Origin of the sequence: Nocardiopsis halophila DSM 44494 (genome assembly GCF_000341245.1) — a bacterium.
GTDB lineage: Bacteria > Actinomycetota > Actinomycetes > Streptosporangiales > Streptosporangiaceae > Nocardiopsis_A > Nocardiopsis_A halophila.
In genome coordinates this window covers 1-26309 of record NZ_ANAD01000007.1, presented here as the reverse complement: position 1 = coordinate 26309, position 26309 = coordinate 1, and the positions used below count along the sequence as shown (strand labels likewise).

Annotated in this window: 20 protein-coding genes and 1 pseudogene; 18 read left to right on the top strand and 3 right to left on the bottom strand. The window is 75.5% G+C overall.

The window, feature by feature from the left end; genetic code table 11:
- The first annotated feature begins 54 nt into the window (after positions 1 to 54).
- From D450_RS0100870 to D450_RS0100850, 5 genes and pseudogenes are all read left to right on the top strand, one after another.
- Complete coding sequence (locus D450_RS0100870; protein ID WP_026128307.1) at positions 55 to 1782, top strand: acyclic terpene utilization AtuA family protein; 1728 nt, start codon at positions 55 to 57, stop codon at positions 1780 to 1782.
- Positions 1779 to 3374: an acyl-CoA carboxylase subunit beta gene (locus tag D450_RS0100865; RefSeq protein WP_017536794.1), complete on the top strand. Its 1596-nt coding sequence runs from the start codon at positions 1779 to 1781 to the stop codon at positions 3372 to 3374. The genes D450_RS0100870 and D450_RS0100865 overlap by 4 nt, the downstream gene beginning before the upstream one ends.
- 43 nt (positions 3375 to 3417) lie before the next feature.
- A pseudogene (locus D450_RS29110) lies at positions 3418 to 5437 on the top strand (ATP-binding protein).
- A 547-nt stretch (positions 5438 to 5984) separates the two neighbouring features.
- On the top strand, positions 5985 to 7142 hold the full coding sequence (locus tag D450_RS0100855; protein WP_017536791.1) for an acyl-CoA dehydrogenase family protein: 1158 nt from the start codon (positions 5985 to 5987) through the stop codon (positions 7140 to 7142).
- 91 nt (positions 7143 to 7233) lie between these two features.
- Positions 7234 to 7866: a TetR/AcrR family transcriptional regulator gene (locus D450_RS0100850; RefSeq protein WP_017536790.1), complete on the top strand. Its 633-nt coding sequence runs from the start codon at positions 7234 to 7236 to the stop codon at positions 7864 to 7866.
- 10 nt (positions 7867 to 7876) lie between these two features.
- Here the strand turns inward: D450_RS0100850 and D450_RS0100845 are convergent, their stop codons facing one another.
- Positions 7877 to 8434 carry a hypothetical protein gene (locus D450_RS0100845; protein ID WP_017536789.1) on the bottom strand — a complete coding sequence of 186 codons (558 nt, stop codon included), beginning with the start codon at positions 8432 to 8434 and terminating at the stop codon, positions 7877 to 7879.
- Positions 8435 to 8605: 171 nt separating this feature from the next.
- Here D450_RS0100845 and D450_RS0100840 point away from each other — a divergent pair, with 171 nt between their 5' ends.
- A complete protein-coding gene (locus D450_RS0100840) occupies positions 8606 to 10981 on the top strand; it encodes a phosphoketolase family protein (RefSeq protein ID WP_017536788.1) in 2376 nt (791 codons plus the stop codon).
- Between the two features lie 31 nt (positions 10982 to 11012).
- Positions 11013 to 12101, top strand: coding sequence for an acetate/propionate family kinase (locus D450_RS0100835; RefSeq protein ID WP_017536787.1), 1089 nt, complete (start codon positions 11013 to 11015; stop codon positions 12099 to 12101).
- A 20-nt stretch (positions 12102 to 12121) separates the two neighbouring features.
- Here D450_RS0100835 and D450_RS0100830 read toward each other — a convergent pair whose 3' ends face one another.
- Positions 12122 to 14113, bottom strand: coding sequence for an acyl-CoA dehydrogenase family protein (locus D450_RS0100830; protein ID WP_039819999.1), 1992 nt, complete (start codon positions 14111 to 14113; stop codon positions 12122 to 12124).
- Between the two features lie 159 nt (positions 14114 to 14272).
- Between D450_RS0100830 and D450_RS0100825 the strand changes: the two genes are divergently transcribed.
- The 5 genes from D450_RS0100825 (at position 14273) to egtD (ending at position 19204) form a co-directional block, all read left to right on the top strand.
- Positions 14273 to 14725, top strand: coding sequence for a GNAT family N-acetyltransferase (locus D450_RS0100825; RefSeq protein ID WP_017536785.1), 453 nt, complete (start codon positions 14273 to 14275; stop codon positions 14723 to 14725).
- Positions 14726 to 14923: 198 nt separating this feature from the next.
- The gene (gene egtA, locus D450_RS0100820; RefSeq protein WP_017536784.1) at positions 14924 to 16129 is read left to right on the top strand and encodes an ergothioneine biosynthesis glutamate--cysteine ligase EgtA; all 1206 of its coding nucleotides are present in this window, start codon (positions 14924 to 14926) and stop codon (positions 16127 to 16129) included.
- Positions 16126 to 17469 (top strand): ergothioneine biosynthesis protein EgtB, encoded by a 1344-nt coding sequence (gene egtB / locus D450_RS0100815; RefSeq protein ID WP_017536783.1) that lies wholly within the window; start codon positions 16126 to 16128, stop codon positions 17467 to 17469. Before egtA ends, egtB begins: the two co-directional genes overlap by 4 nt.
- The gene (egtC, locus tag D450_RS0100810) at positions 17469 to 18266 is read left to right on the top strand and encodes an ergothioneine biosynthesis protein EgtC (protein ID WP_017536782.1); all 798 of its coding nucleotides are present in this window, start codon (positions 17469 to 17471) and stop codon (positions 18264 to 18266) included. The genes egtB and egtC overlap by 1 nt, the downstream gene beginning before the upstream one ends.
- A complete protein-coding gene (egtD, locus tag D450_RS0100805) occupies positions 18242 to 19204 on the top strand; it encodes an L-histidine N(alpha)-methyltransferase (protein ID WP_017536781.1) in 963 nt (320 codons plus the stop codon). The genes egtC and egtD overlap by 25 nt, the downstream gene beginning before the upstream one ends.
- Positions 19205 to 19233: 29 nt before the next feature.
- Here egtD and D450_RS0100800 read toward each other — a convergent pair whose 3' ends face one another.
- Complete coding sequence (locus D450_RS0100800; protein WP_017536780.1) at positions 19234 to 20001, bottom strand: VIT1/CCC1 transporter family protein; 768 nt, start codon at positions 19999 to 20001, stop codon at positions 19234 to 19236.
- Between the two features lie 89 nt (positions 20002 to 20090).
- On the opposite strand from D450_RS0100800, the gene dapB reads away from it, so the two are divergent.
- The 6 genes from dapB to D450_RS0100770 all read left to right on the top strand — a co-directional run bounded on the left by dapB (position 20091) and on the right by D450_RS0100770 (position 26034).
- Positions 20091 to 20843 (top strand): 4-hydroxy-tetrahydrodipicolinate reductase, encoded by a 753-nt coding sequence (gene dapB / locus D450_RS0100795; protein ID WP_017536779.1) that lies wholly within the window; start codon positions 20091 to 20093, stop codon positions 20841 to 20843.
- A gap of 340 nt (positions 20844 to 21183) precedes the next feature.
- Positions 21184 to 21861 (top strand): urease subunit gamma, encoded by a 678-nt coding sequence (locus D450_RS29105; protein WP_083932519.1) that lies wholly within the window; start codon positions 21184 to 21186, stop codon positions 21859 to 21861.
- Positions 21858 to 23570, top strand: coding sequence for an urease subunit alpha (locus tag D450_RS0100785; RefSeq protein WP_017536777.1), 1713 nt, complete (start codon positions 21858 to 21860; stop codon positions 23568 to 23570). Before D450_RS29105 ends, D450_RS0100785 begins: the two co-directional genes overlap by 4 nt.
- Before the next feature lie 220 nt (positions 23571 to 23790).
- Positions 23791 to 24486 (top strand): urease accessory protein UreF, encoded by a 696-nt coding sequence (locus tag D450_RS0100780; RefSeq protein ID WP_017536776.1) that lies wholly within the window; start codon positions 23791 to 23793, stop codon positions 24484 to 24486.
- Positions 24487 to 24493: 7 nt separating this feature from the next.
- Positions 24494 to 25219 carry an urease accessory protein UreG gene (gene ureG, locus D450_RS0100775; RefSeq protein WP_017536775.1) on the top strand — a complete coding sequence of 242 codons (726 nt, stop codon included), beginning with the start codon at positions 24494 to 24496 and terminating at the stop codon, positions 25217 to 25219.
- 35 nt (positions 25220 to 25254) lie between these two features.
- Positions 25255 to 26034 carry an urease accessory protein UreD gene (locus tag D450_RS0100770; RefSeq protein WP_017536774.1) on the top strand — a complete coding sequence of 260 codons (780 nt, stop codon included), beginning with the start codon at positions 25255 to 25257 and terminating at the stop codon, positions 26032 to 26034.
- The last annotated feature ends 275 nt before the right edge of the window (positions 26035 to 26309 follow it).

Sequence of the window (26309 nt, the reverse complement as noted above, 5' to 3'; positions counted from 1 at the left end):
AAAAACAAGCACGCGTGCTTGTTTTTCGGGCGGGTGCGTGGCACGCTCGTCGGCATGGGTGAGACCGGCGCCACACCGATCCGGATCGGGAACGCCTCCGGGTTCTACGGGGACCGCTTCTCCGCGGTCCGGGAGATGCTCGACGGCGGGCCGCTCGACGTGCTCACCGGGGACTACCTCGCCGAGCTCACCATGCTCATCCTCGGGCGGGACCGGCTGGGAGACCCCTCCCTCGGCTACGCCCGGACCTTCCTGCGGCAGATGGAGGAGTGCCTGGGCACCGCCGCCGACCGCGGGGTGGCGGTGGTCGCCAACGCCGGGGGCCTCAACCCCGCCGGGCTCGCCGACCGGCTGCGCGAGCTCGCCCGCAGGCTCGGCCTGGACGTGCGCATCGCCCACGTCGACGGCGACGACCTGCTGCCCCGCGCCGCCGAGCTCGGCCTCGGCTCCCCGCTCACCGCCAACGCCTACCTCGGGGCCTTCGGCATCGCCGAATGCCTGCGCGCCGGCGCCGACGTCGTGGTCACCGGCCGGGTCACCGACGCCTCCCTGGCCGTCGGCCCCGCCGCCGCGCGCTTCGGGTGGGCGCCGACCGACCACGACGCCCTGGCCGGGGCCGTCGTCGCCGGGCACATCATCGAGTGCGGCGCCCAGGCCACCGGCGGCAACTACCCCTTCTTCGCCGAACTGGAGGCCGAGGGGCACGACCTGACCCGCCCCGGCTTCCCCGTCGCCGAGGTGCACGCCGACGGGTCCTCGGTCATCACCAAGCACCCCGGGACCGGCGGCGCCGTCACCACCGGAACGGTCACCGCCCAGCTCCTCTACGAGGTCGCCGGCGCCCGCTACCCCAACCCCGACGCCACCGCCCGCCTCGACACCGTCCGCCTCACCGCGGACGGCCCCGACCGGGTGCGCGTGCACGGGGTGCGCGGAGAGGCGCCCCCGCCGGGCCTCAAGGTCGGCATGAACCACGTGGACGGGTTCCGCAACGACCTCACCCTGGTGCTCACCGGCCTGGACGTCGCCGCCAAGGCCGAGCTCACCGAGCGGCAGCTGCGCGCGGCCCTGCGCGGGCGCGAGCCCCGCAGGCTGGAGTTCCGGCTCGGCCGGCCCGCCGACCCCGACGCCCCCGACCAGGACGGCGCCTCGGTCCCGCTGCGGATCACCGCCGCCGACCCCGACCGCGCCAAGGTCGGCCGCCGCTTCGCCAAGACCGCCGTGGAACTGGCGCTGGCGGGCGTCCCCGGCTTCCACGCCACCGCCCCGCCCGGCGACGCCCGGCCCGACGGGGTCGCCTTCACCGCCGCCACCGTCCCCGCCGCCGAGGCCGCGCACACCGCCGTCCTGCCCGACGGGACCCGTCGGCCCGTGCCGCCGCCGCCCCGGACCTCCGGGCTCGTCCCCGTCGCCGAGCCCGAACCGCCGCCCCCGCCCGAGGCGGGCCCGGTGCGCCGCGCCCCGCTCGGCCTGGTCGCCGGGGCCCGCAGCGGCGACAAGGGCGCCGACGCCAACGTCGGCGTCTGGGCCCGCACCGACCGGGCCTGGCCCTGGCTCGTGCACACCCTCACCGCCGAGGAGTTCGCCCGGCTGCTGCCCGAGACCGCGCCGCTGACCGTCACCCGCCACGTGCTGCCCGGCCTGCGCGCCCTGAACTTCGTCGTCGAGGGCCTGCTCGGCGGCGGCGCGGGCAGCGGCGCCCGCTCCGACCCGCAGGCCAAGGCGCTCGGCGAGTGGCTGCGCGGGCGCCACCTCGACATCCCGGAGGCCCTGCTGCCGTGACCGCCCTGCGCTCCCGCCTCGACCCCGCCGCCCCCTCCTACACGGCCGCCCGCGCGGCCATGCTCTCCAAGCTCGACGAGATCGCCGCCGAACACGCCAAGGCCCTGGCCGGGGGCGGCCCCAAGTACGCCGAGCGGCACCGCTCCCGCGGCAAGCTCCTGGTGCGCGAGCGCATCGAGCTGCTGCTCGACGCGGACGCGCCGTTCCTGGAGCTGTCCCCGCTGGCCGCCTGGGGCAGCGACTACCCGGTGGGCGCCAGCGTGGTCACCGGCATCGGCGTCGTCGAGGGCGTGGAGTGCGTGGTGGTGGCCAACGACCCCACCGTGCGCGGCGGCGCCAGCAACCCCTGGACCGGCCGCAAGACCATGCGGGCGATGGAGATCGCCGAGCAGAACCGGATGCCGCTGGTCAACCTGGTGGAGTCCGGCGGGGCCGACCTGCCGAGCCAGAGCGAGATCTTCATCCCCGGCGGGCGGCTCTTCCGCGACCTCACCCGGCTCTCGGCCGCCGGGATCCCCACCATCGCCCTGGTCTTCGGCAACTCCACGGCCGGAGGCGCCTACGTGCCCGGGATGAGCGACCACGTGGTCATGGTGCGCGAGCGCTCCAAGGTCTTCCTCGGCGGTCCGCCGCTGGTCGAGATGGCCACCGGTGAGAAGAGCGACGACGAGTCCCTGGGCGGCGCCGAGATGCACGCCCGGGTGTCCGGGCTCGCCGACCACCTGGCCGACGACGAGCACGACGCGCTGCGCATCGGCCGCCGCATCGTCGCCCGCCTCAACCACCGCAAGGCCGGCCCCGCGCCCGCGCCCGCCGCCGACCCGCTGCACGACCCCGAGGAGCTCGCCGGGATCGTCCCCGACGACCTGCGCACCCCCTTCGACCCGCGCGAGGTGCTGGCCCGCATCCTCGACGCCTCGGAGTTCGACGAGTTCAAGCCCGCCTACGGCGCCAGCCTCGTCACCGGCTGGGGCCGCCTGCACGGCCACCCGGTCGGGGTGCTCGCCAACGCCCAGGGGGTCCTGTTCAGCGAGGAGTCGCAGAAGGCCGCCCAGTTCATCCAGCTGGCCGACCGGGCCGACACGCCCCTGCTGTTCCTGCACAACACCACCGGGTACATGGTCGGCCGCGAATACGAGCAGGGCGGCATCATCAAGCACGGCGCCATGATGATCAACGCGGTCTCCAACAGCACCGTGCCGCACCTGTCGGTGCTCATGGGCGCCTCCTACGGCGCCGGCCACTACGGCATGTGCGGCAGGGCCTACGACCCCCGCTTCCTGTTCTCCTGGCCCAGCGCCAAGTCGGCGGTGATGGGCCCCAAGCAGCTGGCCGGGGTGCTGTCGATCGTCGCCCGCGCCTCCGCCGCCGCCAAGGGCCGCGCCTACTCCGACGCCGACGACGCGGCCATGCGCGAGGCGGTCGAGCGGCAGATCGAGGCCGAGTCGCTGCCGCTGTTCCTGTCCGGCCGGGTCTACGACGACGGGGTGATCGACCCCCGCGACACCCGCACCGTCCTGGGCCTGTGCCTGTCGGCCGTGCACAACGCCCCCGTCCGCGGCGCCGACGGCTTCGGCGTCTTCCGGATGTGAGCGCCGCGAGCGCGGCGGAGGCGACGATGGGAGGAGCCCGCAGATGATCGGCACCGTACTGGTCGCCAACCGCGGCGAGATCGCCCGCAGGGCCATGCGCACCTGCCGGGACATGGGCCTGGGCACGGTCGCGGTGTACGCGGCCGCCGACGCCGGCGCGCCGCACGTGCGCGAGGCCGACGCCGCGGTGCCGCTGGAGGGCGGGGGCGCCGCCGCCTACCTGCGCCCCGAGGCCCTGGTGGAGGCGGCCGAGCGGGCCGGCGCGGACGCGGTGCACCCCGGCTACGGCTTCCTGTCCGAGAGCGCCGCCTTCGCCCGCGCCGTCGTCAAGGCCGGCCTGACCTGGATCGGCCCGCCGGCCGAGGCGATCGAGGCGATGGGGTCCAAGACCGCCGCCAAGGCGCTGGCCGAGCGCGCCGGGGTGCCGGTCTCCGCCGCCCTGGACCCCGGACGGGTCACCGCCGGCGACCTGCCGGTGCTGGTGAAGGCCTCCGCGGGCGGGGGCGGCCGGGGCATGCGGATCGTGCGGGACCTGGCCGGCCTGGAGGCGGCGGCCGAGTCCGCCCGGGCCGAGGCGGCCGCCGCCTTCGGCGACCCGGCCGTGTTCTGCGAGCCCTACGTCGAACACGGGCGCCACGTGGAGGTGCAGGTCCTGGCCGACGCGCACGGCACGGTGTGGGCGGTGGGCGACCGCGACTGCTCGGTGCAGCGGCGCCACCAGAAGGTGGTCGAGGAGGCGCCCGCGCCCGGCCTGGACCCCGCCCTGCGCGAGCGGCTGCACGAGGCGNGCCCCCATCGGCTACACCGGCGCCGGGACGGCCGAGTTCCTCGTCGGCGCCGACGGCACCCCCGCCTTCCTGGAGATGAACACCCGGCTCCAGGTGGAGCACCCCGTCACCGAGTGCGTCACCGGGCTGGACCTGGTGGAGTGGCAGCTGCGCATCGCCGAGGGGGAGGCGCTGCCGCCGGAGGGGCCGCCCGCCCCGCGCGGGCACGCCGTCCAGGCGCGGCTGTACGCCGAGGACCCGGCGGCCGGCTGGCGGCCGCACAGCGGCACCGTGGCCCGCTTCGACGTCCCGGCGGCGCGGGCGCGCTTCACGGTGCCCGACGGCTTCGGCGTGCGGGTGGACTCCGGGGTGGAGGAGGGCACCCGGGTCGGGGTGGAGTTCGACCCGATGCTGGCCAAGGTCATCGCCTGGGGGCGGAACCGGGACGACGCGCTGCGCCGCCTGTCCGCGGCGCTGGCCGGGGCGCGCCTGCACGGGGTGGGCGCCAACCGGGACCTGCTGGTGCGGGTGCTGCGCCACCCGGTGTTCACCGCCGGGGACATGCACATCCGCTTCCTGGCCGAGCAGGGGCTCGACGACCACGGCACCGGCGGGCGCACAGCGCAGGGCCGCCCTCCCGAACTGGCCCTTCCGCTGGCCGACGCGCGCGCGGTGCGGCTGTCGGCGCTGGCCGCGGCCCTGGCGGAGGCCGAGCGCAACCGGGAGCGGGCGCCGGTGCTGGGCGGCCTGCCGGCCGGGTGGCGCAACCTGCCCTCGGCGCCGCACACCCGCCGCTACCGGGGGCCCTCCGGCGAGGAGGTCGAGGCGGCCTACGCCTCCGGACGCGGCGGACCGGTGCCGGTGCCGGCCGGGGACACGGGCCGGGTGGTGCTGCGCGGTGCCGCGCCCGACCGGGTGGAACTGCTGGTCGACGGCGTCCTGCGGGCGTTCGAGGTCGCCCGCGGCGCCGGGGCCGTGTACGTGGACTCCGTGCTGGGGCCGGTGGCGCTGGAGCCGTTGGACCGCTTCCCCGAGCGGGAGGCGGCGCACACCCCGGGCACCCTGCTGGCGCCCATGCCGGGCACGGTGACGCGGGTCGCCGCCTGTGCAGGAGAGCGGGTGGAGGAGGGGCGGCCGCTGCTGTGGCTGGAGGCGATGAAGATGGAGCACGAGATCAGTGCCCCGGTCTCCGGGACGGTGTCCGAGGTGGCGGCGGAGGGCGCCCGCACCGACACCGGGACGGTCCTGGCCGTCGTCGAGCCCGACGGCCCTCCGGACCCTCAGGAACGGGCATGAGTGCTCCGGCTCGGAGGGCGGTCCTGACGCCGTCTCCGTCGTCGAAGGGGCCACCGCCGTCCGGGGGAGCGCGCGCCGGCCGCGGTGCCCTCGGGAGCGGTGTACCGCCTCTGCTTACGGGAGGCCCCGGGGCCGGTGGGCGTCCCCTCCCCGTTCCCCCCTCGTGCGGCGGCGACTCCGTTCGTGCAGGCCGGCGTGGACAGGGGGTCGGGCGTCGGCGGGCCCGCACGGCTTCCGGACCGGCCCTGCCCTGTGGTTTCGGGCTTCGGACCATTGCCGCGCACCGGGTGTGCGGCGGTGGTCCAGCGACGCGCACGGTCCCGGTCGGCGGAGGCGGCCGGAACCGGGGCCGCCCCGGCGCGCTCGGGCGGCTCCGTGCCCGCCCCGGCAGGCGGGGGACCGCGCTCCGCGCCTCCTCCCGGGAGACCCCGCGCAGCCCCCGGTGGGCCGGAAACCGCGGGGTGGGAACGAACCCGGGAACACCTCCGCCCCCGGCCGCGCGAACCCCGGCGACCCCTCGCCCCCTCGACCCAGTGAAGGGCCCAGCATGCGATTCACCGAATCCGACGAGCGCCTCGCCCTGCGCGAGGCCGTCCGCTCCTTCGCCTCCTCCTACGGCGGCGACTACTACCGCGCCAAGGCCCGCGAGGGCGCCTACCTGACCGAGCTGTGGGCCGAGGCGGGCAAGCTCGGCTACCTCGGGGCCAACCTCCCCGAGGAGTTCGGCGGCGGAGGCGGCGGCATCGGCGACCTGGCCGCCGTGCTCGAGGAGTTCTCCGCGGCCGGCTGCCCCACCCTGATGATGGTGGTCTCGCCCGCCATCTGCGGGACCGTCCTGGCCCGCTTCGGCACCCCCGAGCAGCGCCGGCGCTGGCTGCCGGGCATCGCCTCCGGCGAGAGCGTCCTCGCCTTCGCCATCACCGAGCCCGACGCCGGCTCCAACGCGCACAACATCACCACCACCGCGCGCCCCGACGGCGACGGGTGGGTGCTCTCCGGGCGCAAGACCTTCATCTCCGGTGTGGACGTCGCCGACGCGGTCTTCGTCGTCGGCCGCATGGAGGACACCGCGACCGGGCGGCTCGCCCCGGCCCTGTTCATGGTCCCCACCGACGCCCCCGGGTTCGAGGCGCGCCGCATCGAGATGGACCTGGTCAGCCCCGACCACCAGTTCGCCCTGTTCATGGACGGGGTCCGGCTCCCCGCCGACGCCCTGGTCGGCGACCCCGGAAGCGGGCTGATGCAGCTGTTCGCCGGGCTCAACCCCGAGCGGATCATGGCCGCCTCGCTGGCCACCGGCTCGGCCCTGCACGCCCTGGAGCGCGCGGTGGGCTACGCCTCCCAGCGCGAGGTGTGGGGCCGCCCCATCGGCGCCCACCAGGGCCTGTCCCACCCCCTGGCCCAGGTCAAGGTGGAGGTCGAACTGGCCCGCCTGATGACGCAGAAGGCCGCCGCCCTCTACGACGCCGGGGACGACGCGGGCGCGGGCGAGGCCGCCAACATGGCCAAGTACGCGGCCGGGGAGGCCTCGGCCCGGGCCGTGGACCAGGCGGTGCAGACCCTCGGCGGCAACGGGCTGGCCACCGAGTACGGGCTGGGGGCCGCCGTCACCGCCTCCCGGCTGGGCCGGATCGCGCCGGTCAGCCGGGAGATGGTGCTCAACTACGTCGCCCAGCACTCCCTCGGCCTGCCGAAGTCGTACTGACCCGGAGCCGCGGGTCCGCCGCCGCGCGTGTTCCGCGGAGCGCCGCACTGCCGTTAGGTTGGCGGCGACGCGACCAGGGGGGACGGAGCATATGGGGACCGTGCGCGGGGCGGAGCGGGGCGGGGAGCGCGAACCGCGCCAGGAGCGCAGCAGGGCCACCCGGCGCCGCCTGCTGGAGGCCGCCGTGGCGTGCCTGGCGGACCGGGGCGTGGCCGGGACGACGGTGGGCGCGGTCGCCGAGCGGGCCGGGGTGTCCCGCGGCGCCGCCCAGCACCACTTCCGCACCCGCGAGGACCTGTTCACCGCCGCGCTGCGGCACATGAGCGACACCCGCATGGCCGACCTGCGCGAGAGCGCCGAACGGCTGCCGAGCGGCCCCGGGCGCACCGAGGCCGTGGTGGAGATGCTGGTCGACGCCTACTGCGGGCCGGTGTTCTCGGCCGCGCTGCAGCTGTGGGCGTCGGCCGCCAGCGATCCGGCGCTGCGCGCGGCGGTCATCCCGCTGGAGGAGCACGTCGGACGGGAGGCGCACCGGGCGGCGGTGGAGGTGCTGGGCGCCGACGAGTCCGCCCCCGGGGTGCGCGAGACCGTGCAGGCGACCCTGGACATGGGGCGCGGCCTGGGCCTGGCCGCCCTGCTCACCGACGACACGGCGCGCCGCCGGCGCATCGTCGGCCAGTGGGCGCGCATCCTCGACCGCGAACTGGCGGAGCGGACCCGCTGAGCCTCCCGGGTCAGTTGCCGGGGATCATCGGCGGCATCGGGGCCGGCGGAGGCACCAGCAGGTACGCCCCCGCAGCGGCCAGGACGGCCAGCACCGCGACGATGAGCACGCCCCCGCACAGCCAGCGCGTCCAGGAACGGGTCTCCGAGGACGACGCCGAGAGCGCCCCGACGGCGAGGACGGCCGCCAGCAGTGCGGGCACCGCGTCGCCCAGGGCCAGCGCCTTGAGCGCGCCCTCCTGGGACGTGGCCGTCACGCTCGCCACGACCTCCACGACGCGGGTGCCCGCGAACGACGCCAGCAGGGACAGCAGTGAGGCGATGCCGAACGCCTCGGGGGTCAGCACGCTCGCGAATCGGCTGCGGGGCTCGGTCCGCGCCTCCTCTTCTTCTTGCACCTCGGCGGCGTCCGCCTCGGGGGCCTGCGCGGCCTCTTCGGAGGCGTCCGGGTGCGGCTCGGCCTCGGCGACGGCGGCCGCGGGCGCGAAGTCCGGACCGGGCCGCCCGCCGTCCGCACGGTCGTCGTCGCGGGGGGCCGCGGCCCCTCCGTCGTCTGGAGTGGTAGTCATTGCGCGCCAACCTACCCGCGCCGCCGTCCTGCCTACGACGTCCGCCGCGCCATGGGCGAAACGAGGCGTCCGGATGGGGTTCCGATGACCCCTGGGCATCCATAGTCGGAATGACGGCTGGGTAGTGGCACCCAGCGGTCCGACGCCGCGCGCGATCGACGAGGGGATGCGATGACCACCACAGAACCCCGGGTACGGGACTCCCTCACGCAGGACGAGGTCCGGCAGGTCGACATGTACTGGCGGGCCGCCAACTACCTGTCCGTCGGCCAGATCTACCTCCTCGACAACCCCCTGCTGCGGGAGCCCCTGCGCCCCGAGCACATCAAGCCCCGCCTGCTGGGCCACTGGGGCACCACCCCGGGGCTGAACTTCGTCTACGCGCACCTGCAGCGCCAGGTGAACAAGCGCGGGACCGACATGATGTGGCTGATGGGCCCCGGCCACGGCGGCCCCTCAGGGGTGGCGACGGCCTGGCTCGACGGCACCTACTCCGAGGTCTACCCGGAGGTCACCCAGGACGCCGAGGGCATGCGGAAGCTCTTCCGCCAGTTCTCCTTCCCCGGCGGGGTGCCCTCGCACTACGCACCGGAGACCCCCGGGTCCATCCACGAGGGCGGCGAACTGGGCTACGTCCTCTCGCACGCCTACGGGGCGGTCTTCGACACCCCCGGCCTGGTCGCCGCCGCGGTGGTCGGCGACGGCGAGGCCGAGACCGGGCCGCTTGCCAACAGCTGGCTGTCGAACAAGTTCGTCAACCCCGTGACCGACGGGGCGGTCCTGCCCGTCCTGCACCTGAACGGCTACAAGATCGCCGGGCCGACGGTGCTGGCGCGCATGCCCGAGAGCGAGCTGGCCTCCCTCCTGGAGGGGTACGGCCACCGGCCCTTCTTCGTCGCCGGGGACGACCCGGACGTGATGCACCGGGAGATGGCCGGGGTGCTCGACACGGTCCTGGACGAGATCACCGGCCTGCAGGAGCGGGCGCGCTCGGGCGGCGACCGGGGCGACCTCAAATGGCCGATGATCGTGCTGCGCACCCCCAAGGGGTGGACGGGCCCGTCCGAGGTCGACGGCCTGCCGGTGGAGGGCACGTGGCGCTCCCACCAGGTCCCGCTGGCCCGGATGCGGGAGAACCCCGAGCACCTCAGGATGCTGGAGGAGTGGATGCGCTCCTACCGGCCCGAGGAGCTGTTCGACTCCGACGGGGCGCCGGTGGGGGAGGCCGTCCGCCTCGTCCCCGAGGGGCCGCTGCGCATCAGCGCCAACCCGCGCGCCAACGGCGGCCTGCTGCTCAAGGACCTGACCCTGCCCGACTTCCGGGACTACGCCGTCGAGGTGCCCGAGCCGGGCGCGGTCAAGCACGAGGCCACCCGGGTCCTGGGCACGCTGCTGCGCGACGTCATCCGCCTCAACCCCGACGACTTCCGCATCTTCGGCCCCGACGAGACCGCCTCCAACCGGCTCGCCGCGGTCTTCGAGGCCACCGACCGGACCTGGAACGAGGGGCTGCTGCCCACCGACGAGGACATGGCCCCCGACGGGCGGGTCATGGAGGTGCTCAGCGAGCACCTGTGCCAGGGCTGGCTGGAGGGCTACCTGCTCACCGGGCGGCACGGGCTGTTCAACAGCTACGAGGCCTTCATCCACATCGTCGACTCGATGTTCAACCAGCACGCCAAGTGGCTCAAGACCACCCGCACCATCCCCTGGCGGCGCCCCATCGCCTCGCTGAACTACCTGCTCAGCTCGCACGTGTGGCGCCAGGACCACAACGGCTTCAGCCACCAGGACCCCGGCTTCATCGACCACGTCGTCAACAAGAAGCCCGAGATCATCCGGGTCTACCTGCCGCCGGACACCAACACCCTGCTCGCCACCGCCGACCACTGCCTGCGCCTGCGCGACACGGTCAACGTCATGATCGCCGGCAAGCAGCCCGGACTCAGCTACCTGGACATGGACCAGGCGCAGGCGCACTGCATCCGCGGCCTGGGCATCTGGGGGTGGGCCAGCTCCGACGACGGCGAGGAGCCCGACGTGGTGCTGGCCTGCGCCGGGGACGTGCCCACCATGGAGGCGCTGGCCGCCGCCGACCTGCTCCGCACCCACCTGCCGGAGCTGAAGGTACGGCTGGTCAACGTGGTGGACCTGATGCGGCTGCAGCCCGCCGAGGAGCACCCGCACGGCATCACCGACCGCGAGTTCGACGCGCTGTTCACCACCGACAAGCCGATCATCTTCGCCTTCCACGGCTACCCGTGGCTCATCCACCGCCTGACCTACCGGCGCCGGGGCCACGACAACCTGCACGTGCGCGGCTACATCGAGGAGGGCACGACCACCACCCCCTTCGACATGGTCATGCTCAACCACCTGGACCGCTACCACCTGGTCATGGACGTCATCGACCACGTCCCGGGGCTGGCCGTGCGCGCGGCCCACCTCAAGCAGCAGATGGACGATGCGCGGCTGCGCTGCCGCGCCTACACTCGCGAGCACGGCGACGACGCGCCCGAGATCCGCGACTGGACGTGGCGGGCGTGAGGGGCGCGGCACGCGCGGGAGGGCGGTCCGTATGCAGGTCCTGATCGTCAACACCGGGTCGAGCAGCGTGAAGCTGGCGGTCCTGGGGCCGGGCGACGAGCAGCTGGGCAGCAGCACCCTGGAGCTGCGCGAGGGCGCGGTCACCGCCGAGCAGCTGGAGGCCGCGCTGGCGGAGCTGCCGCGGGTGGACGCGGTCGGCCACCGGGTGGTGCACGGCGGCGAGGAGTTCCGCGACCCCGTGGTGCTGGACGACCGGGTGGTGGAGCGCATCCGGTCGGTGGCGGTGCTGGCGCCGCTGCACGTGCCCAAGGCGCTGGCGGGCATCGAGGCCGCCCGCAAGGTCCTGCCCGACACCCCGCATGTGGCCTGCTTCGACACGGCCTTCCACGCGACGCTGCCGCCCGAGGCCTCCACCTACGCCATCCCCAAGGGGTGGCGGGAGGGCCACGGGCTGCGCAGGTACGGCTTCCACGGGCTCTCGCACTCCTACGCGACCCGGCGCAGCGCCGAGCTGCTGGGCCGCGCGCCGGGACGGCTGGTGGTGGCCCACCTGGGGGCGGGGGCGTCGCTGTCGGCGGTGCGCGACGGGCGCTGCCTGGACACCACTATGGGGTTCACCCCGACCGAGGGCCTGGTCATGGCCACGCGCAGCGGCGACGTGGACCCGGGGCTGGTGCTGTGGCTGCTGCAGTACGGGGGGATGGCCCCCGACGAGGTGGCCGGCGGGCTGGACCGCGGCGGCGGGCTGGCGGGGCTGACCGGGGACTCCGACATGCGGCGCGTGATGGACCGGGTCGGGGCCGGCGACCCGGCGGCGCGTCTGGGGCTGGGGGTCTACCTGCACCGGCTGCGCGCCAAGATCGGGGCGATGGCGGCCTCCCTGAACGGGCTGGACACGCTGGTCTTCACCGGGGGCGTGGGCGAGCACCAGCCCGCGGTCCGCTCCGGGGCCGCCGAGGGGCTGGCGTTCCTCGGCGTGGCCCTGGACGCCGCCGCCAACGAGGAGGCGCACACCGACACCGACGTCACCGCCCCGGGGGCGACCGTGCGCACCCTGGTCCTCACCGCCAGGGAGGACCTGGAGATCTCCGCCGAGGTGCGGCGCACCCTGGCGCCCTGAGGCCGGGGCGCGGCCGGGGGTCAGCGGTCCGACTCGGCGTTCATCTGGGCCGCCTGGCGCTCGGCCTCCGCGCCCAGGGCGATGGGGGCGGCCAGCCACTCGTCGGGCAGGCCGAAGGCGTCCACCAGGGTGCGCGCGTGCGGGCGCAGGTCGGCGCAGAGCTCGTCCACGGCCTTGACCACCGCCTTGGCCCGGGTCCCCGACAGGCGCTCGTGCTCCAGGAACCAGGCGCGGTCCTCCTCGACCACCGAGAGCACGTACAGGTCGCACACCTTCTCCAGCAGCCGCCGGGCCCCGGCGTCGGAGCAGCGGTCGATCCCGGCGACGAACGCCTCCAGCACCACCCGGTCCACGTGCACCCGCGCGGCCCGCAGCAGGTGGTCCTGGGCCTGGTTGAAGGCGGCGAAGGCCGAGCGCCCGTCGCCCCCGCCGGCCCGGCGCAGCCGCCGCGCCAGCCCCGCCACCGTGTGCTCCTCGCGGTCCTCCAGCAGCCGCAGCTGCCAGCCGCGGTCCCGCAGCTCGTCGGCGTCCCCGCGGCCCGGCGCCGCGCTGACCAGGCGCTCGATCAGCGACCGGGCGGCGGTGCGCTCGATCACCCCCTCCAGCACCTGGCCGGCGGCGAAGCGCACCATGCCCGCGGTGTCCAGGTCGCCGAAGGCGTCCCGGTAGTCGGTCAGCAGCGCCTTGGCCAGCAGCTGCAGCAGCACCGTGTTGTCGCCCTCGAAGGTGGTGAACACGTCCACGTCCGCGCGCAGCTGCGGCAGGCGGTTGGCGGCCAGGTAGCCCGCGCCGCCGCAGGCCTCCCGGCAGTCCTGCACCGTGTCCAGGGCGTGCCAGGTGGCCACCGCCTTCAGCCCGGCGGCGCGCGACTCCAGCTCGCGCCGGCCGTGCTCGTCCAGCGGGCGCTCGCCGGTCTGCGCGTCGTGCAGCGACGCCACCAGCTCCTGCTGGGCGAAGTGCAGGGCGTAGGTGCGGGCCAGGGCGGGCAGCAGCCGGCGCTGGTAGGCGCGGTAGTCCAGCAGCGGCACCTCCTCCGAGGCCGATCCCGGCCGGGTGAACTGGCGCCGCGCCTCCCCGTAGCGCACCGCGATCGCCAGCGCCGCCTTGGCGGCGGTGCCCGCCCCGCCGGCCACGCTGACCCGGCCCCGCACCAGCGTCCCGAGCATGGTGAAGAACCGGCGCGAGGGGTCGGCGATGGGGCTGGAGTAGGTGCCGTCCTCGGCGACCGCGCCGTACCGGCTCAGCAGCGCCGAGCGCGGCACCCGCACCCGGTCGAAGGTGAGGCGGCCGTTGTCGACGCCGTTCAGCCCGGCCTTGGGGCCGCAGTCCCCGATCGCCACCCCGGGCAGCGGCCGCCCGTCGGCGTCCCGGATCGGCACCAGCAGGGCGTGCACCCCGTGGTCCTCGCCGCGCGTGCGCAGCCGGGCGAAGACCACCGCCGCGCGCCCGTCCCGGGCGGCGTTGCCGATGTAGTCCTTGCGGGCCGCCTCGTCGGGGGTGTGCACCGTGAACATGCCCGAGCCGGGGTCGTAGTCGGCGGTGGTGCGCAGCCGCTGCACGTCGGACCCGTGCCCGGTCTCGGTCATCGCGAAGCAGCCGGGCACCTCCAGGCCGATCACCCCGGGCAGGTGCTCGGCGCGCTGGCCGTCGGAGCCCAGCGCGTGGATCGCGCCGCCGAACAGCCCCCACTGCACGCCGACCTTGACCATCAGCGACATGTCGGCCACGAGCATCTCGAAGGCCGTGCACGAGGCCCCCAGGTCGTCGGCGCCCCCGACCTCGGCGGGGAAGCCGTAGCCGGGGACCTCGGTGCGGGCGAGCGCCGCCAGCTGGTCGGCGACCCGGGCGCGGTGCTCCTCCACCGACAGCCCGGCGACGGGGGCGAACCGCTCGCCCCGCACGTGCGTCCGGACGGCGTCCCGGACCCGGCCCCACCGCCCGTCGAGCAGGGCGCGCAGGGCCTGCTCGGTGCCCTCCTGCGGGTGCTGCTCCGCCTTCTCGGCATCGGTCATCGTCACCAGGCCCCCATCCGGCTCCGCGCTCCCGGCCGTCCTACCACGGGCGGGGCCGGGCGCACCCGCCCGACACGCGTGCATTGCGGGGGAAGGCGGTGAGATCAGGCGATCTCGGGAAGGGACATGTGGAGAGAGGAACGCGCGGATCGGGGGAACATGACGGCCGAAACCCTTCCCGGTGTGCGGGACGCGCTGCCCACCGACGTCGCCGCGATGGTCGCCCTGGGCGGGCGCGTGCCCGGTACAGAGCCCGTCGAGACGCGCCGCGCCCGGCTCGGGGCGCTGGTGTCCGACCCCCGCGCGGTGGTGCTGGTGGCCACGGACGAGGAGGTCGTGCAGGGGTTCCTGGCGGCGGCGGTGGGCGACCCCGCGCCGGTGCACGGGGGCGTGGGCCCGGTGGGCTACGTCGACGACCTCGCGGTGGGGGAGGGCTTCGACTGGTGGCGGGTGGGCGGCGCCCTCATCGCCCGGGCCCGCGAGCGCCTGAAGGAGGCGGGGGCCGTGCGGATGATCGTCACCACGGGCGGCGGCCACCCGGTCAAGCAGGCGTTCCTGTGGAGGTCCGGCCTGACCCTGGTCACCGAGTCCTACGAGCAGCCCCTTTCCTGAGCGCGGGGCGCGCGTGCCGCAGCCGGGGCCCGGCACCGCCGTCGACTCCCGTCCCGTCGGCCGAGCGCGGCCACGGCGGCCGTATCGGCCCCGGGGGTCCCATTTACCCCGAGGTTTCCCACATTTGAAGATCGAAGAGGTTCGATGCGCGGGATCGCCGGGCATGTGAGGTCGGTGCGTGTTCGATTGGAGTGAGCGATGACCCGACTCACCGAGAGCGACGTCCACGAGTACATCCGCGGGATCTGCTTCAAGAACGGCCCCCCGGGCCTGGTCGGGGTCGAGGCCGAATGGCTGGTCACCGACCCCGACGCCCCCGACCGCCCCGTCCCCCTCGACCGTGTGGCCGCGCTCCTTGACGAGGCCGGGCCGCCGCCGTCCGGAAGCGCCGTCACCTTCGAACCCGGAGGGCAGCTGGAGCTGAGCTCGCCGCCCCTCCCCGGCCCCGCCGCCGCGCACAGCGCCGCCGCCGCCGACCTCGCCCACGTAGAGAAGCCGCTCACCGACGCAGGCCTGTGCCTGCAGGGCGTCGGCCTGGACCCCCGCCGCCCGCCGCGGCGCCAGCTCACCCTCCCCCGCTACACCGCCATGGAGCGCTTCTTCGACCGCCACGGGCCCAGCGGGCGGACCATGATGTGCAGCACCGCCTCCCTGCAGGTGTGCCTGGACATCGGCGCCGACACCGCCGACGCGGCCCGCCGCTGGCGCCGGGTGCACCGCCTGGGCCCGGTGCTCACCGCCGCCTTCGCCAACTCCCCGCTGTGGCGCGGGCGGCCCACCGGGTGGCGCTCGGCCCGCTGGGCGGTGTGGGCCGGGATCGACGCCGGCCGCACCCGCCCCGTCGGCGGCGACGACCCCGCGGCCGCCTGGGCCGAGTACGCCCTCAGCGCCCGCCTGATGACCATCCGCACCCCCGGCGGGCACTGGCACGGCGGCGCGGGCATGGCCTTCGCCGAGTGGATGCGCCGCTGCCGCCCCCGCCCGCCCGACCACGACGACCTCGCCTACCACCTGAGCACCCTGTTCCCTCCGGTACGCCCGCGCGGGTGGCTGGAACTGCGCATGATCGACGCCCTGCCCGCGCCCTGGTGGCCGGTGCCCGCCGCCGTCGCCTCCGCCCTGGTGGACGACGCCCGCGCCGCTGACGCCGCCGACCAGGCCCTGGACGAGCTGCACGGGGACGGCGCCGAACCCGCCCGCCGCACCTGGCTGGCGGCCGCCCGGGACGCCGTGGCCGACCCCGCCCTGGGCCGGGCCGCCCGGCGCTGCCTGGAGGCCGCCGCCGCGGCCCTGCCCCGGATGGGGGCGGCCCGGCTCGCCGAGGCGGTCGACGCCTACCGCGACCGCTACACCGAACGGGGCCGCTGCCCCGCCGACGACGCGACCCCCGGAGGGGACCGATGACCACCGAGGCCGAGCAGGACCGGGTGCGCGAGCGCATCGCCGCCGAGCTGGAGGCGGTGCGGCGGCGCAGCGAGGGGCTGACCGTGCACGCCCTGGAGGACGAGGAGCTGCTGTCCCAGCACTCGCCCCTGATGTCGCCGCTGGTGTGGGACTACGCCCACGTCGGCAACTACGAGGAGCAGTGGCTGCTGCGCGCCGCCGCGGGGCGCGAGGCGCTGCGCCCCGACATCGACGTGCTCTACGACGCCTTCGAGAACGCCCGCGCCGACCGGGTGGAGCTGCCGCTGCTGCGCCCCGAGGAGGCGCGCGCCTACAACGCCCGCGTCCGCCGCGGGGTGCTCGACTCCCTGGAGCGGGTGCCGCTGGAGGAGGGCGCCGGCCTGGGCGCCGGCGGGTTCGTCTACAACATGGTGATCCAGCACGAGCACCAGCACGACGAGACCATGCTCGCCACCCACCAGCTGCGCACGGGCGACCCGGTGCTGCCGGACGGCGCCCCGGACGCGCCCGACGCGGTGCCGCCCGGCCCCGAGGAGGTGCTGGTCCCCGCGGGGCCGTTCACCATGGGCACCACCGCCGACCCGTGGGCCTACGACAACGAGCGCCCCGCGCACACCGTGCACCTGCCCGCCTACCGGATCGGCGCGCGGCCGGTGTCCAACGCCGAGCACATGGCCTTCATCGACGCCGGGGGGTACGACGACCCCCGCTGGTGGACCGGGGAGGGCTGGAACTGGCGCCGGGAGCGGGGCGCGGCCGCCCCGGCGTTCTGGTTCCGCGACGGAGGCCGGTGGATGCGGCGCCGGTTCGGCCGCATCGAGCCCGTCCCTGCCGAGGAGCCGGTGCAGCACGTGAGCTTCCACGAGGCCCAGGCGCACGCGCGCTGGGCGGGCGCACGGCTGCCCACCGAGGCCGAATGGGAGAAGGCCGCGCGCTGGGACCCCGCCACCGGGCGCTCGCGCCGCTTCCCCTGGGGCGAGGAGGACCCCGACGAGCGCCACGCCAACCTGGGGCAGCGCCGACTGCGGCCCTCGGCAGCCGGGGCCTTCCCCGAGGGGGCGTCCCCGCTCGGGGTGCGCCAGCTCATCGGCGACGTGTGGGAGTGGACCTCGACCGTCTTCCACGGCTACCCCGGCTTCACCGCCTTCCCCTACCGGGAGTACTCCGAGGTGTTCTTCGACGACGGCTACCGGGTGCTGCGCGGCGGCTCGTGGGCGACCGACCCCACCGCGACCCGGGGCACCTTCCGCAACTGGGACCACCCGGTCCGCCGGCAGATCTTCAGCGGGTTCCGGCTGGCGCGCGACGCCGCACCGGACGAGGGCGGGGTGGGCGCCTGATGTGCCGCCACATGGCCTACCTGGGGCCGCCCTCCACCCTGCACCGGCTGCTCTACCGGCCGGAGCACGCGCTGCACCGCCAGTCCTACGCCCCGCGCGAGCAGCGGCACGGCACGGTCAACGCCGACGGGTTCGGCGTGGGCTGGTACCCGCCGGACGGCGGGGAGCCGCTGCGCTACCGCCGGGCGATGCCGATCTGGGCCGACTCCTCCTTCGCGGACGCCGCGCGGGCGATCACCGCCGGGTGCCTGGTGGCGGCCGTGCGCGACGCCACCCCGGGGTTCGGCTCGGACGAGTCCTGCGCCCAGCCCTTCCGCGCCGACGGCCTGCTGTTCAGCCACAACGGCGCGGCCGAGGACGACGAGGCGCTGGCGGCCGCGCTCGGGGCGCCCGCCCCGGCCGGGGCCCTGGACGCCCGCACGCCCGTGGACTCGGCGCCCCTGTTCGCGCACACCGTGCGGCTGCGCCGGCAGGGCGCGGGGCTGGGGGAGGCGCTGGCGGCCACGGCGCTGGCGGCGCTGGAGGTGTCGCCGGGCCGGTACAACCTGCTGGCCAGTGACGGGCACGCCATCGCGGCGACGGCCCTGGGCGACACCCTGTACGTGCGGGCGCGGGCCGGCGGCGCCGTCATCGCCTCCGAACCGCTGGACGACACCCGGGAATGGCACAGGGTTCCGGAGTGTTCCCTGGTCATCGCCGACTCCGAAGGGATCCGAACCACCGCCCTCGCCGCACCGGCGGCCCGCGGGCGACGCGAGGAGGGGGACGCGCAATGGTCCGCACCGACCGCCACCTGACCGACGACGACCTGTCCAAGGCGCTCCGCCGGGACGTGGCCGAAGGGCTGGCCGAGGCGCCCAAGGCCCTGCCGCCCAAGTGGTTCTACGACGAGCGCGGCAGCGGGCTGTTCGAGGAGATCACCCGGCTTCCCGAGTACTACCCGACCCGGGCCGAGAGCGCGATCCTGCGCGAGCGGGCCGGGGAGGCCGTCCGCGCCTCCGGGGCCGACACCCTGGTCGAGCTCGGCGCGGGGTCGGGGGAGAAGACCCGGCTGCTGCTGGGGGCCCTGACCGAGCGGGGCGGCCCCGCCGGGTTCGTGCCCGTCGACGTCAGCGGCGACTTCCTGGAGGAGGCGGCCGGCCGCATCGCCGCGGACCACCCGGGCCTGCGGGTGCACGCGGTGGTCGCCGACTTCGAGCGCCACCTGCCGCTGCTGCCCGGCGGGGGGCGGCGCATGGTGGCGATGCTCGGGTCGACCATCGGCAACCAGACGCCCGGGCACCGCGCGGGCTTCCTGAGCGACCTGCGCGGCACCATGGAGGAGGGCGAGAGCCTGCTCCTGGGGGCGGACCTGGTCAAGGACCCGGGCCGGCTGGTCGCCGCCTACGACGACGCGCGGGGCGTGACGGCCGAGTTCAACCGCAACGTGCTACGGGTGATCGACCGGGAGCTGGGCGCCGACTTCGACCCCGGGCTGTTCGAGCACGTGGCGGTGTGGGACCCCGAGAACGAGTGGATCGAGATGCGCCTGCGCTCCCGCACCGCCCACCGCGTGCGGGTGGAGGCGCTGGACATGGAGGTCTCCTTCGCGGAAGGGGAGGAGATGCGCACCGAGATCTCCGCCAAGTTCCGCAAGGAGGGGCTCAAGGCGGAGCTGGCGGCGGCCGGGTTCGCCCTCGAACACTGGTGGACCGACCCTGCCGGGGACTTCGCCCTCCTGCTGGCACGGGCCTGAACCGCGGGCCCGGAGGCGGCGCCGTCGGGTCAGGCCCCGGCGGCGCCGCCGACCGCCGTGCCGATGGCGAAGGTCACCGCCATCGCCAGCAGCCCTCCCACGACGCAGCGCAGCGCCGCCCGCAGCGGCGCCGCCCCGCCCAGGCGGGCGCTGACCGCGCCCAGCAGCGCCACGGCCGCGGTCACCGCCGCCACCGTGGTGCCCACCCGCCAGTCCGCCGGCGACAGCGTGATCAGCAGCAGCGGGACCAGCGCCCCCACCAGGAACGACAGGAAGCTGGCCAGCGCCGCCTGCCAGGGGTCGGTCAGCTCGTCGGAGTCCAGCCTCAGCTCCACCTCGGCGTGCGCGCGCAGCGCGTCCCGGGCGGTCAGCTGCTCGGCCACCCGGCGGGCCAGGTCGGCGTCGAGGCCGCGGTCGCGGTACAACCCGGCCAGCTCCTCCAGCTCGGCCCCGGGGTCCTCCTCCAGCTCGCGGCGCTCGCGGGCCAGGGCGGCCCGCTCGGTGTCGCGCTGGGTGCTCACCGACACGTACTCGCCCAGCGCCATGGACAGGGCCCCGGAGAACATCCCCGCCACCCCGGCGACCAGGACGGCGGTGGCCGAGGCGGTCGCGCCGGCCACGCCGACCACCAGCCCGGCGGTGGACACGATGCCGTCGTTGGCGCCCAGCACCCCGGCACGGAGCCAGTTCAGCCGCGACCCCAGGCTCTCGTGGTGCGGTTCGGTGGGACGGGAATCGCCGGGCGGTCCCGGACGGCGCCGGCTCCGGCCCTCCCGCTCCGCCTTCCTGCGCGACATGGGCGCCTCCTTTCGCACGGCCCCGATCGTCTCAAGGGGGTGTGCGGGCGCGGCGGAGGCGCGCTGGCCGGCCCGGCGGCTCCGGTACGGTGAACCCCGTGATCAAGGTAGGAGTGTTCGGCGCCCGCGGGCGCATGGGAACGGAAGTCGTCAAGGCGGTCGAGTCGGCCGAGGACACCGAGCTCGTCGCGGCCGTCGACGCGCCCGAGGAGCGGGAGAAGGTGCGGGGGGCCGACGTCGTCGTCGACTTCACCCACCCCGACGCGGTCATGGACAACCTGCGGTGGCTGGCCGAGGCCGGGATCCACGCCGTCGTGGGCACCAGCGGCTTCGACGACGCGCGGCTGGCCGAGGTGGGCGACCTGCTGGCCCGCCACCCCGGCGTCAACATCCTCATCGCCCCGAACTTCGGCATCGCGGCGGTGCTGATGATGAACTTCGCCGCCAAGGCCGCGCCGTACTTCGAGTCCGCCGAGATCGTCGAGCTGCACCACCCGAACAAGGCCGACGCCCCCAGCGGGACCGCCGACCGCACCGCCCGGATGGTCGCCCGGGCGCGCGCGGACGCCGGGTGCGCGCCGATGCCCGACGCCACCACCTCCGAGGCCGAGGGGGCGCGCGGCGCCGACGTGGACGGGGTGCGGGTGCACGCGCTGCGGATCACCGGGCTCATCGCCCACCAGGAGGTGGTCTTCGGTACCCACGGCGAGACGCTCAAGATCCGCCACGACTCGATGAACCGCTCCTCGTTCATGCCGGGCGTCCTGCTGGGCGTGCGCCGCGTCGCGGACCTGCCCGAGCAGTTGACGGTGGGGCTGGAGCCGCTGCTCGGCCTGGACTGACCCCGACCCACAGCGTGATTCCGCGAATACCCCGCGCGTTCGGCGCGGGGTATTCGCGTTGTCGCGGCGCGCATTTACCCTGCTGACGGGTGAATTCCCGGCGAGGTCGAAGGGGATGCGGGGGTGGGGGAGCGGCGGAGAGCAGTCATGCTATCTTCATTAAGCCAATGATCCGATGACTCGCATGGTGATCTGGACATGCCCGTCTCGCATGCCCCCTGCTGAGCCGCTCGACTTCACTGGCCATCATTAACGCACTCGAAATGCGTGGGAAACGTCGTTTCTTCGTCTTCGGACACCATTGCCTGAAGGCGTGTTCGTCGTGCGCTGTGGAGGAAAGATGTTCCTTACCCCGTCCGATCGGGAGAAACTACTGCTCAGTGTGGCGGGGATGGTCGCCCGGGACCGCTTGGACCGCGGCGTGCGCCTCAACCACCCCGAGGCGGTCGCCCTGCTGTCCTGCTGGGCCGTCGAGCGCGCCCGCGAGGGGGCGAGCGTCGAGGGCCTGATGGCCGAGTGCACGGGCGTCCTCAGCGCCGAGCAGGTCATGGACGGCGTACCCGAGCTGGTGGACTACGTGCAGGTCGAGGCCACCTTCCCGGACGGGCGCAAGCTCGTCACCCTGAGCCACCCCATCCGCCCCTCGGCGGAGGCGCGGACGGCGTCGGGCGCCGAGTCCGCCCCCGGGGCCCTGTCCGTCGCGCCGGGCGAGGTCGAGCTGAACGCCGGGCGCGCCACCCGCACCGTCGTGGTCCGCAACGACGGCGACCGCCCGGTCCAGATCGGCTCGCACATCCACCTGGCCGACGTGAACCCGGCGCTGGCCTTCTGCGACGCCGACGGCGCGCCCGCCGACCGCTCCCTGGTCGAGGGGTACCGCCTGGACATCCCGGCCGGCACTTCGCTGCGCTTCCAGCCCGGCGACGAGAAGTCGGTGACCGCGGTGGAACTGGCCGGGCGGCGCGCCGTCCCCGGCATCCGCCCCGCCGCGGCAGCCGTGGGGGGTGGCGTGCGATGAGCCGCATCCCCCGCGAGGAGTACGCCGCGCTGTACGGCCCCACCACCGGCGACCGGGTCCGCCTGGGCGACACGAACCTGTGGGTCCAGGTCGAGGAGGACCGCTGCGTCGGCGGAGACGAGGCCGTCTTCGGCGGCGGCAAGTCGATCCGCGAGTCCATGCTGCAGTCCACCCTCACCCACGCCGAGGGCGCGCTCGACCTGGTCGTCACCAACGTGGTCGTCCTCGACCACTGGGGCGTGGTCCGCGCCGACGTGGGCGTGCGCGACGGGCGCATCGCCGCGGTCGGCAAGGCCGGCAACCCCGACGTGCAGGACGGCGTCCACCCCGACCTGGTCATCGGCCCCGGAACCGAGGTGCTGGCGGGGGAGGGGCGCATCCTCACCGCCGGCGGCATCGACTCCCACGTGCACTTCCTCAACGCCGACCAGCTCTGGGAGGCGCTGTCGCTGGGCATCACCACCTCCATCGGCGGCGGCAGCGGGCCCTCCGAGGGCAGCAAGGCCACCACCGTGACCGCGGGGCCGTGGAACCTGGCCACCACCCACCGCGCCCTGGACGCCCTGCCGATGAACCTGCTGCTCCTGGGCAAGGGCAACACCGTGGGCCGGGACGCCATGGCCGAGCAGGTCCGCGCCGGGGCCGGCGGGCTGAAGATCCACGAGGACTGGGGCGCCACCCCGGGGGCGATCGACGCCGCGCTGGGCGCCGCCGAGGCCTTCGGCGTCCAGGTCTCCCTGCACGCCGACAGCCTCAACGAGGCGGGGTACGTGCAGCAGACGCTGGAGGCGGTCCGCGGGCGCGGCATCCACATCTTCCACTCCGAGGGCGCGGGCGGCGGGCACGCCCCGGACATCATCGTGGTGGCGGGCGAGCGCAACGTGCTGCCGTCCTCGACCAACCCGACGCTGCCCTTCACCGTCAACACGGTGGCCGAGCACCACGACATGCTCATGGTCTGCCACCACCTCAACCCCGACGTCGAGGCGGACGTGCAGTTCGCGGACTCGCGCATCCGCGACACCACCATGGCCGCCGAGGACCTGCTGCACGACATGGGGGCCATCTCCATGACCTCCTCGGACGCCCTGGCGATGGGGCGCGCGGGGGAGGTCGTGACCCGCACCTGGCAGGTGGCGCACGCGATGAAGGACCGGTGGGGCACCGACTCGCCGCTGCCGGCCGACAACGAGCGGGCGCGGCGCTATGTCGCCAAGTACACGATCTGCCCGGCGGTGGCCGCGGGCATCGACCACGAGGTGGGCTCGGTCGAGCCGGGCAAGCTCGCCGACCTGGTGCTGTGGGGGCCGGCGTTCTTCGGCATCCGCCCGGCGGCGGTCGTCAAGGGCGGCGGCGTGGTTTACGCCCCGCAGGGGGACGTCAACGCCTCCATCCCCACCGCCGAGCCGATGCTGCTGCGGCCGGGGCTGGCGGCGGGCGACGCCGCGCACCTCGCGGTGACCTTCGTGGCCCCGGCGGCCCTGGAGGAGGGGGTGGCCGAGCGCCTGGGGCTGCGCCGCCGGCTCTCGGCGCTCCGCGACACCCGCGGGGTGGGCAAGGAGCACATGCCCAACAACAGCGCGCTGCCGGACATCAGCGTCGACCCGGAGACGTTCCGGGTGACGATCGACGGCTACGAGGTCGACCCGAAGGGCGCCGACCGCCCGGTGTCGGAGGTCCCGTTGGCCCAGCGCTACAGCATGTTCTGAGCCGGCGTGCCCTGTGGCACAGGGCGGACCGCACACGACATTCGGAAAGCCCAGTGACCGAGGCTCTCGGAGGTTCGGGTGGCGGAGCGTGGGGGCCGCGGTCCCGGGGTCCCAGGGGAAACCCTTCGGCCGCCCACCGCCCGTCGAGCGCAGTGCGGTATCCGGACGCCGCTGCACGGCGCGCGTGGCGGGGGACAGGACAGGGACGGGAGAGAACACCGTGAGCGGAACCGACACCGGCGCGCTGGGAGCCCTTCTGCTCGCCGACGCCCGCCTGCCCACCGGCGGCCACGCGCACTCGGCCACCCTGGAGGCCGCCCTGGAGGCGGGCATGCCCGAGGACCGCATCGCCGACTACATGCGTGCCCGCCTGGCCACGGTCGCCCGCACCGAGGCGGCCGCCGCGGTCGTCGCGCTCCGCGCCGCCGGCCGCCCCGACCCCGACTACGGCCCCGTCCAGGAGGCCCTCGCCGCGCGCACCCCCGGCCGGGCGCTGCGCGAGGCGTCGGCCTCCCTCGGCCGCGGCCTGGCCCGACTCGCCCGGCGGGTCGACGCCGCCCACCCCGCCGTGTGCGCCCTGCCCACTGCGCAGGCCGCCACCCCCGGACTGCGGCCGCTGCGCCCGGTCGTCCTCGGGGCGCTCGGCGCGGTCTTCGGCATGACCGCCGAGCAGACCGCCCGCGCCGTCCTGTACGAGGACGCCCAGACGGTGACCGCGGCCGCCCTCAAACTCCGCCCCGGCGACCCGCTCACCGCGGTCCGCCGGCTCCTCGGCCTGTCGGCCGACATCGAGGGGTCGGTCCGCGCCGCCGCCGAGACGGACGCCCCCCATGGCATTCCCGCGCACTCCGCCCCGCTCATCGACCGCTGGGCCGAGGCGCACGCACGTGAGACGAGGAGGCTGTTCGTTGCCTGAGAACACAGTGGTGACCGCCGGACCATCCGTCCGCCGTACCCTGCGCCTGGGGGTGGCCGGTCCGGTCGGCACCGGTAAGAGCTCGCTCATCGCCACCCTGTGCCGGGAGCTCTCCGGCGAGCTGGCGATGGCCGTGGTCACCAACGACATCTACACCGACGAGGACGCCCGCTTCCTGCGCAGCGCCGGGGTGCTGGCCGAGGAGCGGATCCGGGCCGTGGAGACCGGCGCCTGCCCGCACACCGCCATCCGGGACGACGTCACCGCCAACCTCGACGCGGTGGAGGACATGGAGGAGGAGTTCGCGCCGCTCGACCTGGTGCTGGTGGAGAGCGGCGGCGACAACCTGACGGCGACCTTCAGCCCGGCCCTGATCGACGCGCAGATCTTCTGCCTGGACGTGGCCGGCGGCGGCGACGTGGCCCGCAAGGGCGGTCCCGGCATCGGACGCGCCGACCTGCTCATCGTCAACAAGTCCGACCTGGCCCCCTACGTCGGCGTCGACGTGGAGCGGATGGTCGCCGACGCCGAGAAGGCGCGTGACGGGCGGCCGGTGCTCGCGCTGTCCCGCACCGACGAGCCGTCGGTGAAGGCGCTGTGCGACTGGGTGCGCGAGGTCATCGGCGCCCACCGCAGCGGCGCGCACACCCCGCAGGACCCGGGCCCGATGGCCCCGCACGCCCACGGGCCCGGGGGCGAGGGCCACGGCCACGGGCACGGGCACGGGCACTGATGGACGCCGTAGGCCAACGGTCCGCTGCCCTCGCAGTGGGCGGGGCGGACCCCACCAGGACGAGGAGCGCCGCCGAGCCGGGGCTCGACCCGTCCGAGCCGGCGGTGATCGCCGTGCGCCGGGTGGGCGACCGGACGGTCCCGGTGGCCCTGGAGACCGGGACGTTCCTCCGGCCGGGCATCATGCGCCGCCCCGGCGGCGCGCTGCGCGTGGCCCTGGCCGCGGTGCGGGCGGCGCTGTGCGCGGGGGACGACGTCCGGCTCCAGGTCGACGTGGGGCCCGGCGCCGAGCTGGAGCTCGTGGACCCCAACGGGTCGGTGGCCTATAACGCGCGCGGAGGGCGGGCGGCCTGGCGGGCGTCGGTGCGCCTGGCCGAAGGCGCGCGGATGAGCTGGACCGAACCGGCCTTCGTGGTGGCCGACGGCGCGGACGTGGTGCGCGAGGTCGACGCCGACCTTGCCGAGGGGGCGGAGCTGCTGTGGCGCGAGTCCCTGGTGCTGGGGAGGACGGGGGAGCAGGGCGGGAAGGTACTGGCGTCCACGCGGGTGCGGGCGCAGGGGCGGCCGCTCTTCGTCGAGGACCTGGACCTGCGCGATCCGCGGGTGCGGGGCCTGCCCGGGATCCTCGGCGGGAGCAGGGTCGTGGGCCAGGTGGGCCTTTTCGGCCGCGACCCGGAGGCGGGTGAGGGGCCGGACGGCCCCGACCTCCTCGACCTTGCGGGCCCGGGAGCCGTCTGGCGCTGGACGGGAGAACGCCCGTTCAAGGCGGACGCCGCCCTGACCCCGGTATGGCACGCGTGGGGCGGACACCTCTGAGGGGCCGGCACCGGGGTTCCGGGACAGCGGCGACGGCCTGGCTGGTGCCCCGCTCGCGCCTGCTGGCCGGGCGGCGGGTCGGCGGGGTGCCAGGGGGAGGGCGGCGACGACGAGGGGCGGGCGGACCCCCTGGTGCCGCTGGTCGGCCGCCGGGTCACCAGTGGTCCGGGAGAGACGGCGGCGACGGCCCGGCTGGTTCCCCGCACACGGGCCCCGGCCGGGCGGCGGGCCGCTCGCGGTGCTGGCGGTGAGCAGCGGCGACGGGTCGGCTGGTT

Excerpts from the sequence above, each read along its gene's own strand:
- D450_RS0100870 (WP_026128307.1), top strand. The coding sequence starts at position 55 with ATGGGTGAGACCGGCGCCACACCGATCCGGATCGGGAACGCCTCCGGG.
- D450_RS0100855 (WP_017536791.1), top strand. The coding sequence starts at position 5,985 with ATGCGATTCACCGAATCCGACGAGCGCCTCGCCCTGCGCGAGGCCGTC.
- D450_RS0100850 (WP_017536790.1), top strand. The coding sequence starts at position 7,234 with ATGGGGACCGTGCGCGGGGCGGAGCGGGGCGGGGAGCGCGAACCGCGC.
- D450_RS0100845 (WP_017536789.1), bottom strand. The coding sequence starts at position 8,434 with ATGACTACCACTCCAGACGACGGAGGGGCCGCGGCCCCCCGCGACGAC.
- D450_RS0100840 (WP_017536788.1), top strand. The coding sequence starts at position 8,606 with ATGACCACCACAGAACCCCGGGTACGGGACTCCCTCACGCAGGACGAG.
- D450_RS0100835 (WP_017536787.1), top strand. The coding sequence starts at position 11,013 with ATGCAGGTCCTGATCGTCAACACCGGGTCGAGCAGCGTGAAGCTGGCG.
- D450_RS0100830 (WP_039819999.1), bottom strand. The coding sequence starts at position 14,113 with ATGACCGATGCCGAGAAGGCGGAGCAGCACCCGCAGGAGGGCACCGAG.
- D450_RS0100825 (WP_017536785.1), top strand. The coding sequence starts at position 14,273 with ATGACGGCCGAAACCCTTCCCGGTGTGCGGGACGCGCTGCCCACCGAC.
- egtA (WP_017536784.1), top strand. The coding sequence starts at position 14,924 with ATGACCCGACTCACCGAGAGCGACGTCCACGAGTACATCCGCGGGATC.
- egtB (WP_017536783.1), top strand. The coding sequence starts at position 16,126 with ATGACCACCGAGGCCGAGCAGGACCGGGTGCGCGAGCGCATCGCCGCC.
- egtC (WP_017536782.1), top strand. The coding sequence starts at position 17,469 with ATGTGCCGCCACATGGCCTACCTGGGGCCGCCCTCCACCCTGCACCGG.
- egtD (WP_017536781.1), top strand. The coding sequence starts at position 18,242 with ATGGTCCGCACCGACCGCCACCTGACCGACGACGACCTGTCCAAGGCG.
- D450_RS0100800 (WP_017536780.1), bottom strand. The coding sequence starts at position 20,001 with ATGTCGCGCAGGAAGGCGGAGCGGGAGGGCCGGAGCCGGCGCCGTCCG.
- D450_RS29105 (WP_083932519.1), top strand. The coding sequence starts at position 21,184 with ATGTTCCTTACCCCGTCCGATCGGGAGAAACTACTGCTCAGTGTGGCG.
- D450_RS0100785 (WP_017536777.1), top strand. The coding sequence starts at position 21,858 with ATGAGCCGCATCCCCCGCGAGGAGTACGCCGCGCTGTACGGCCCCACC.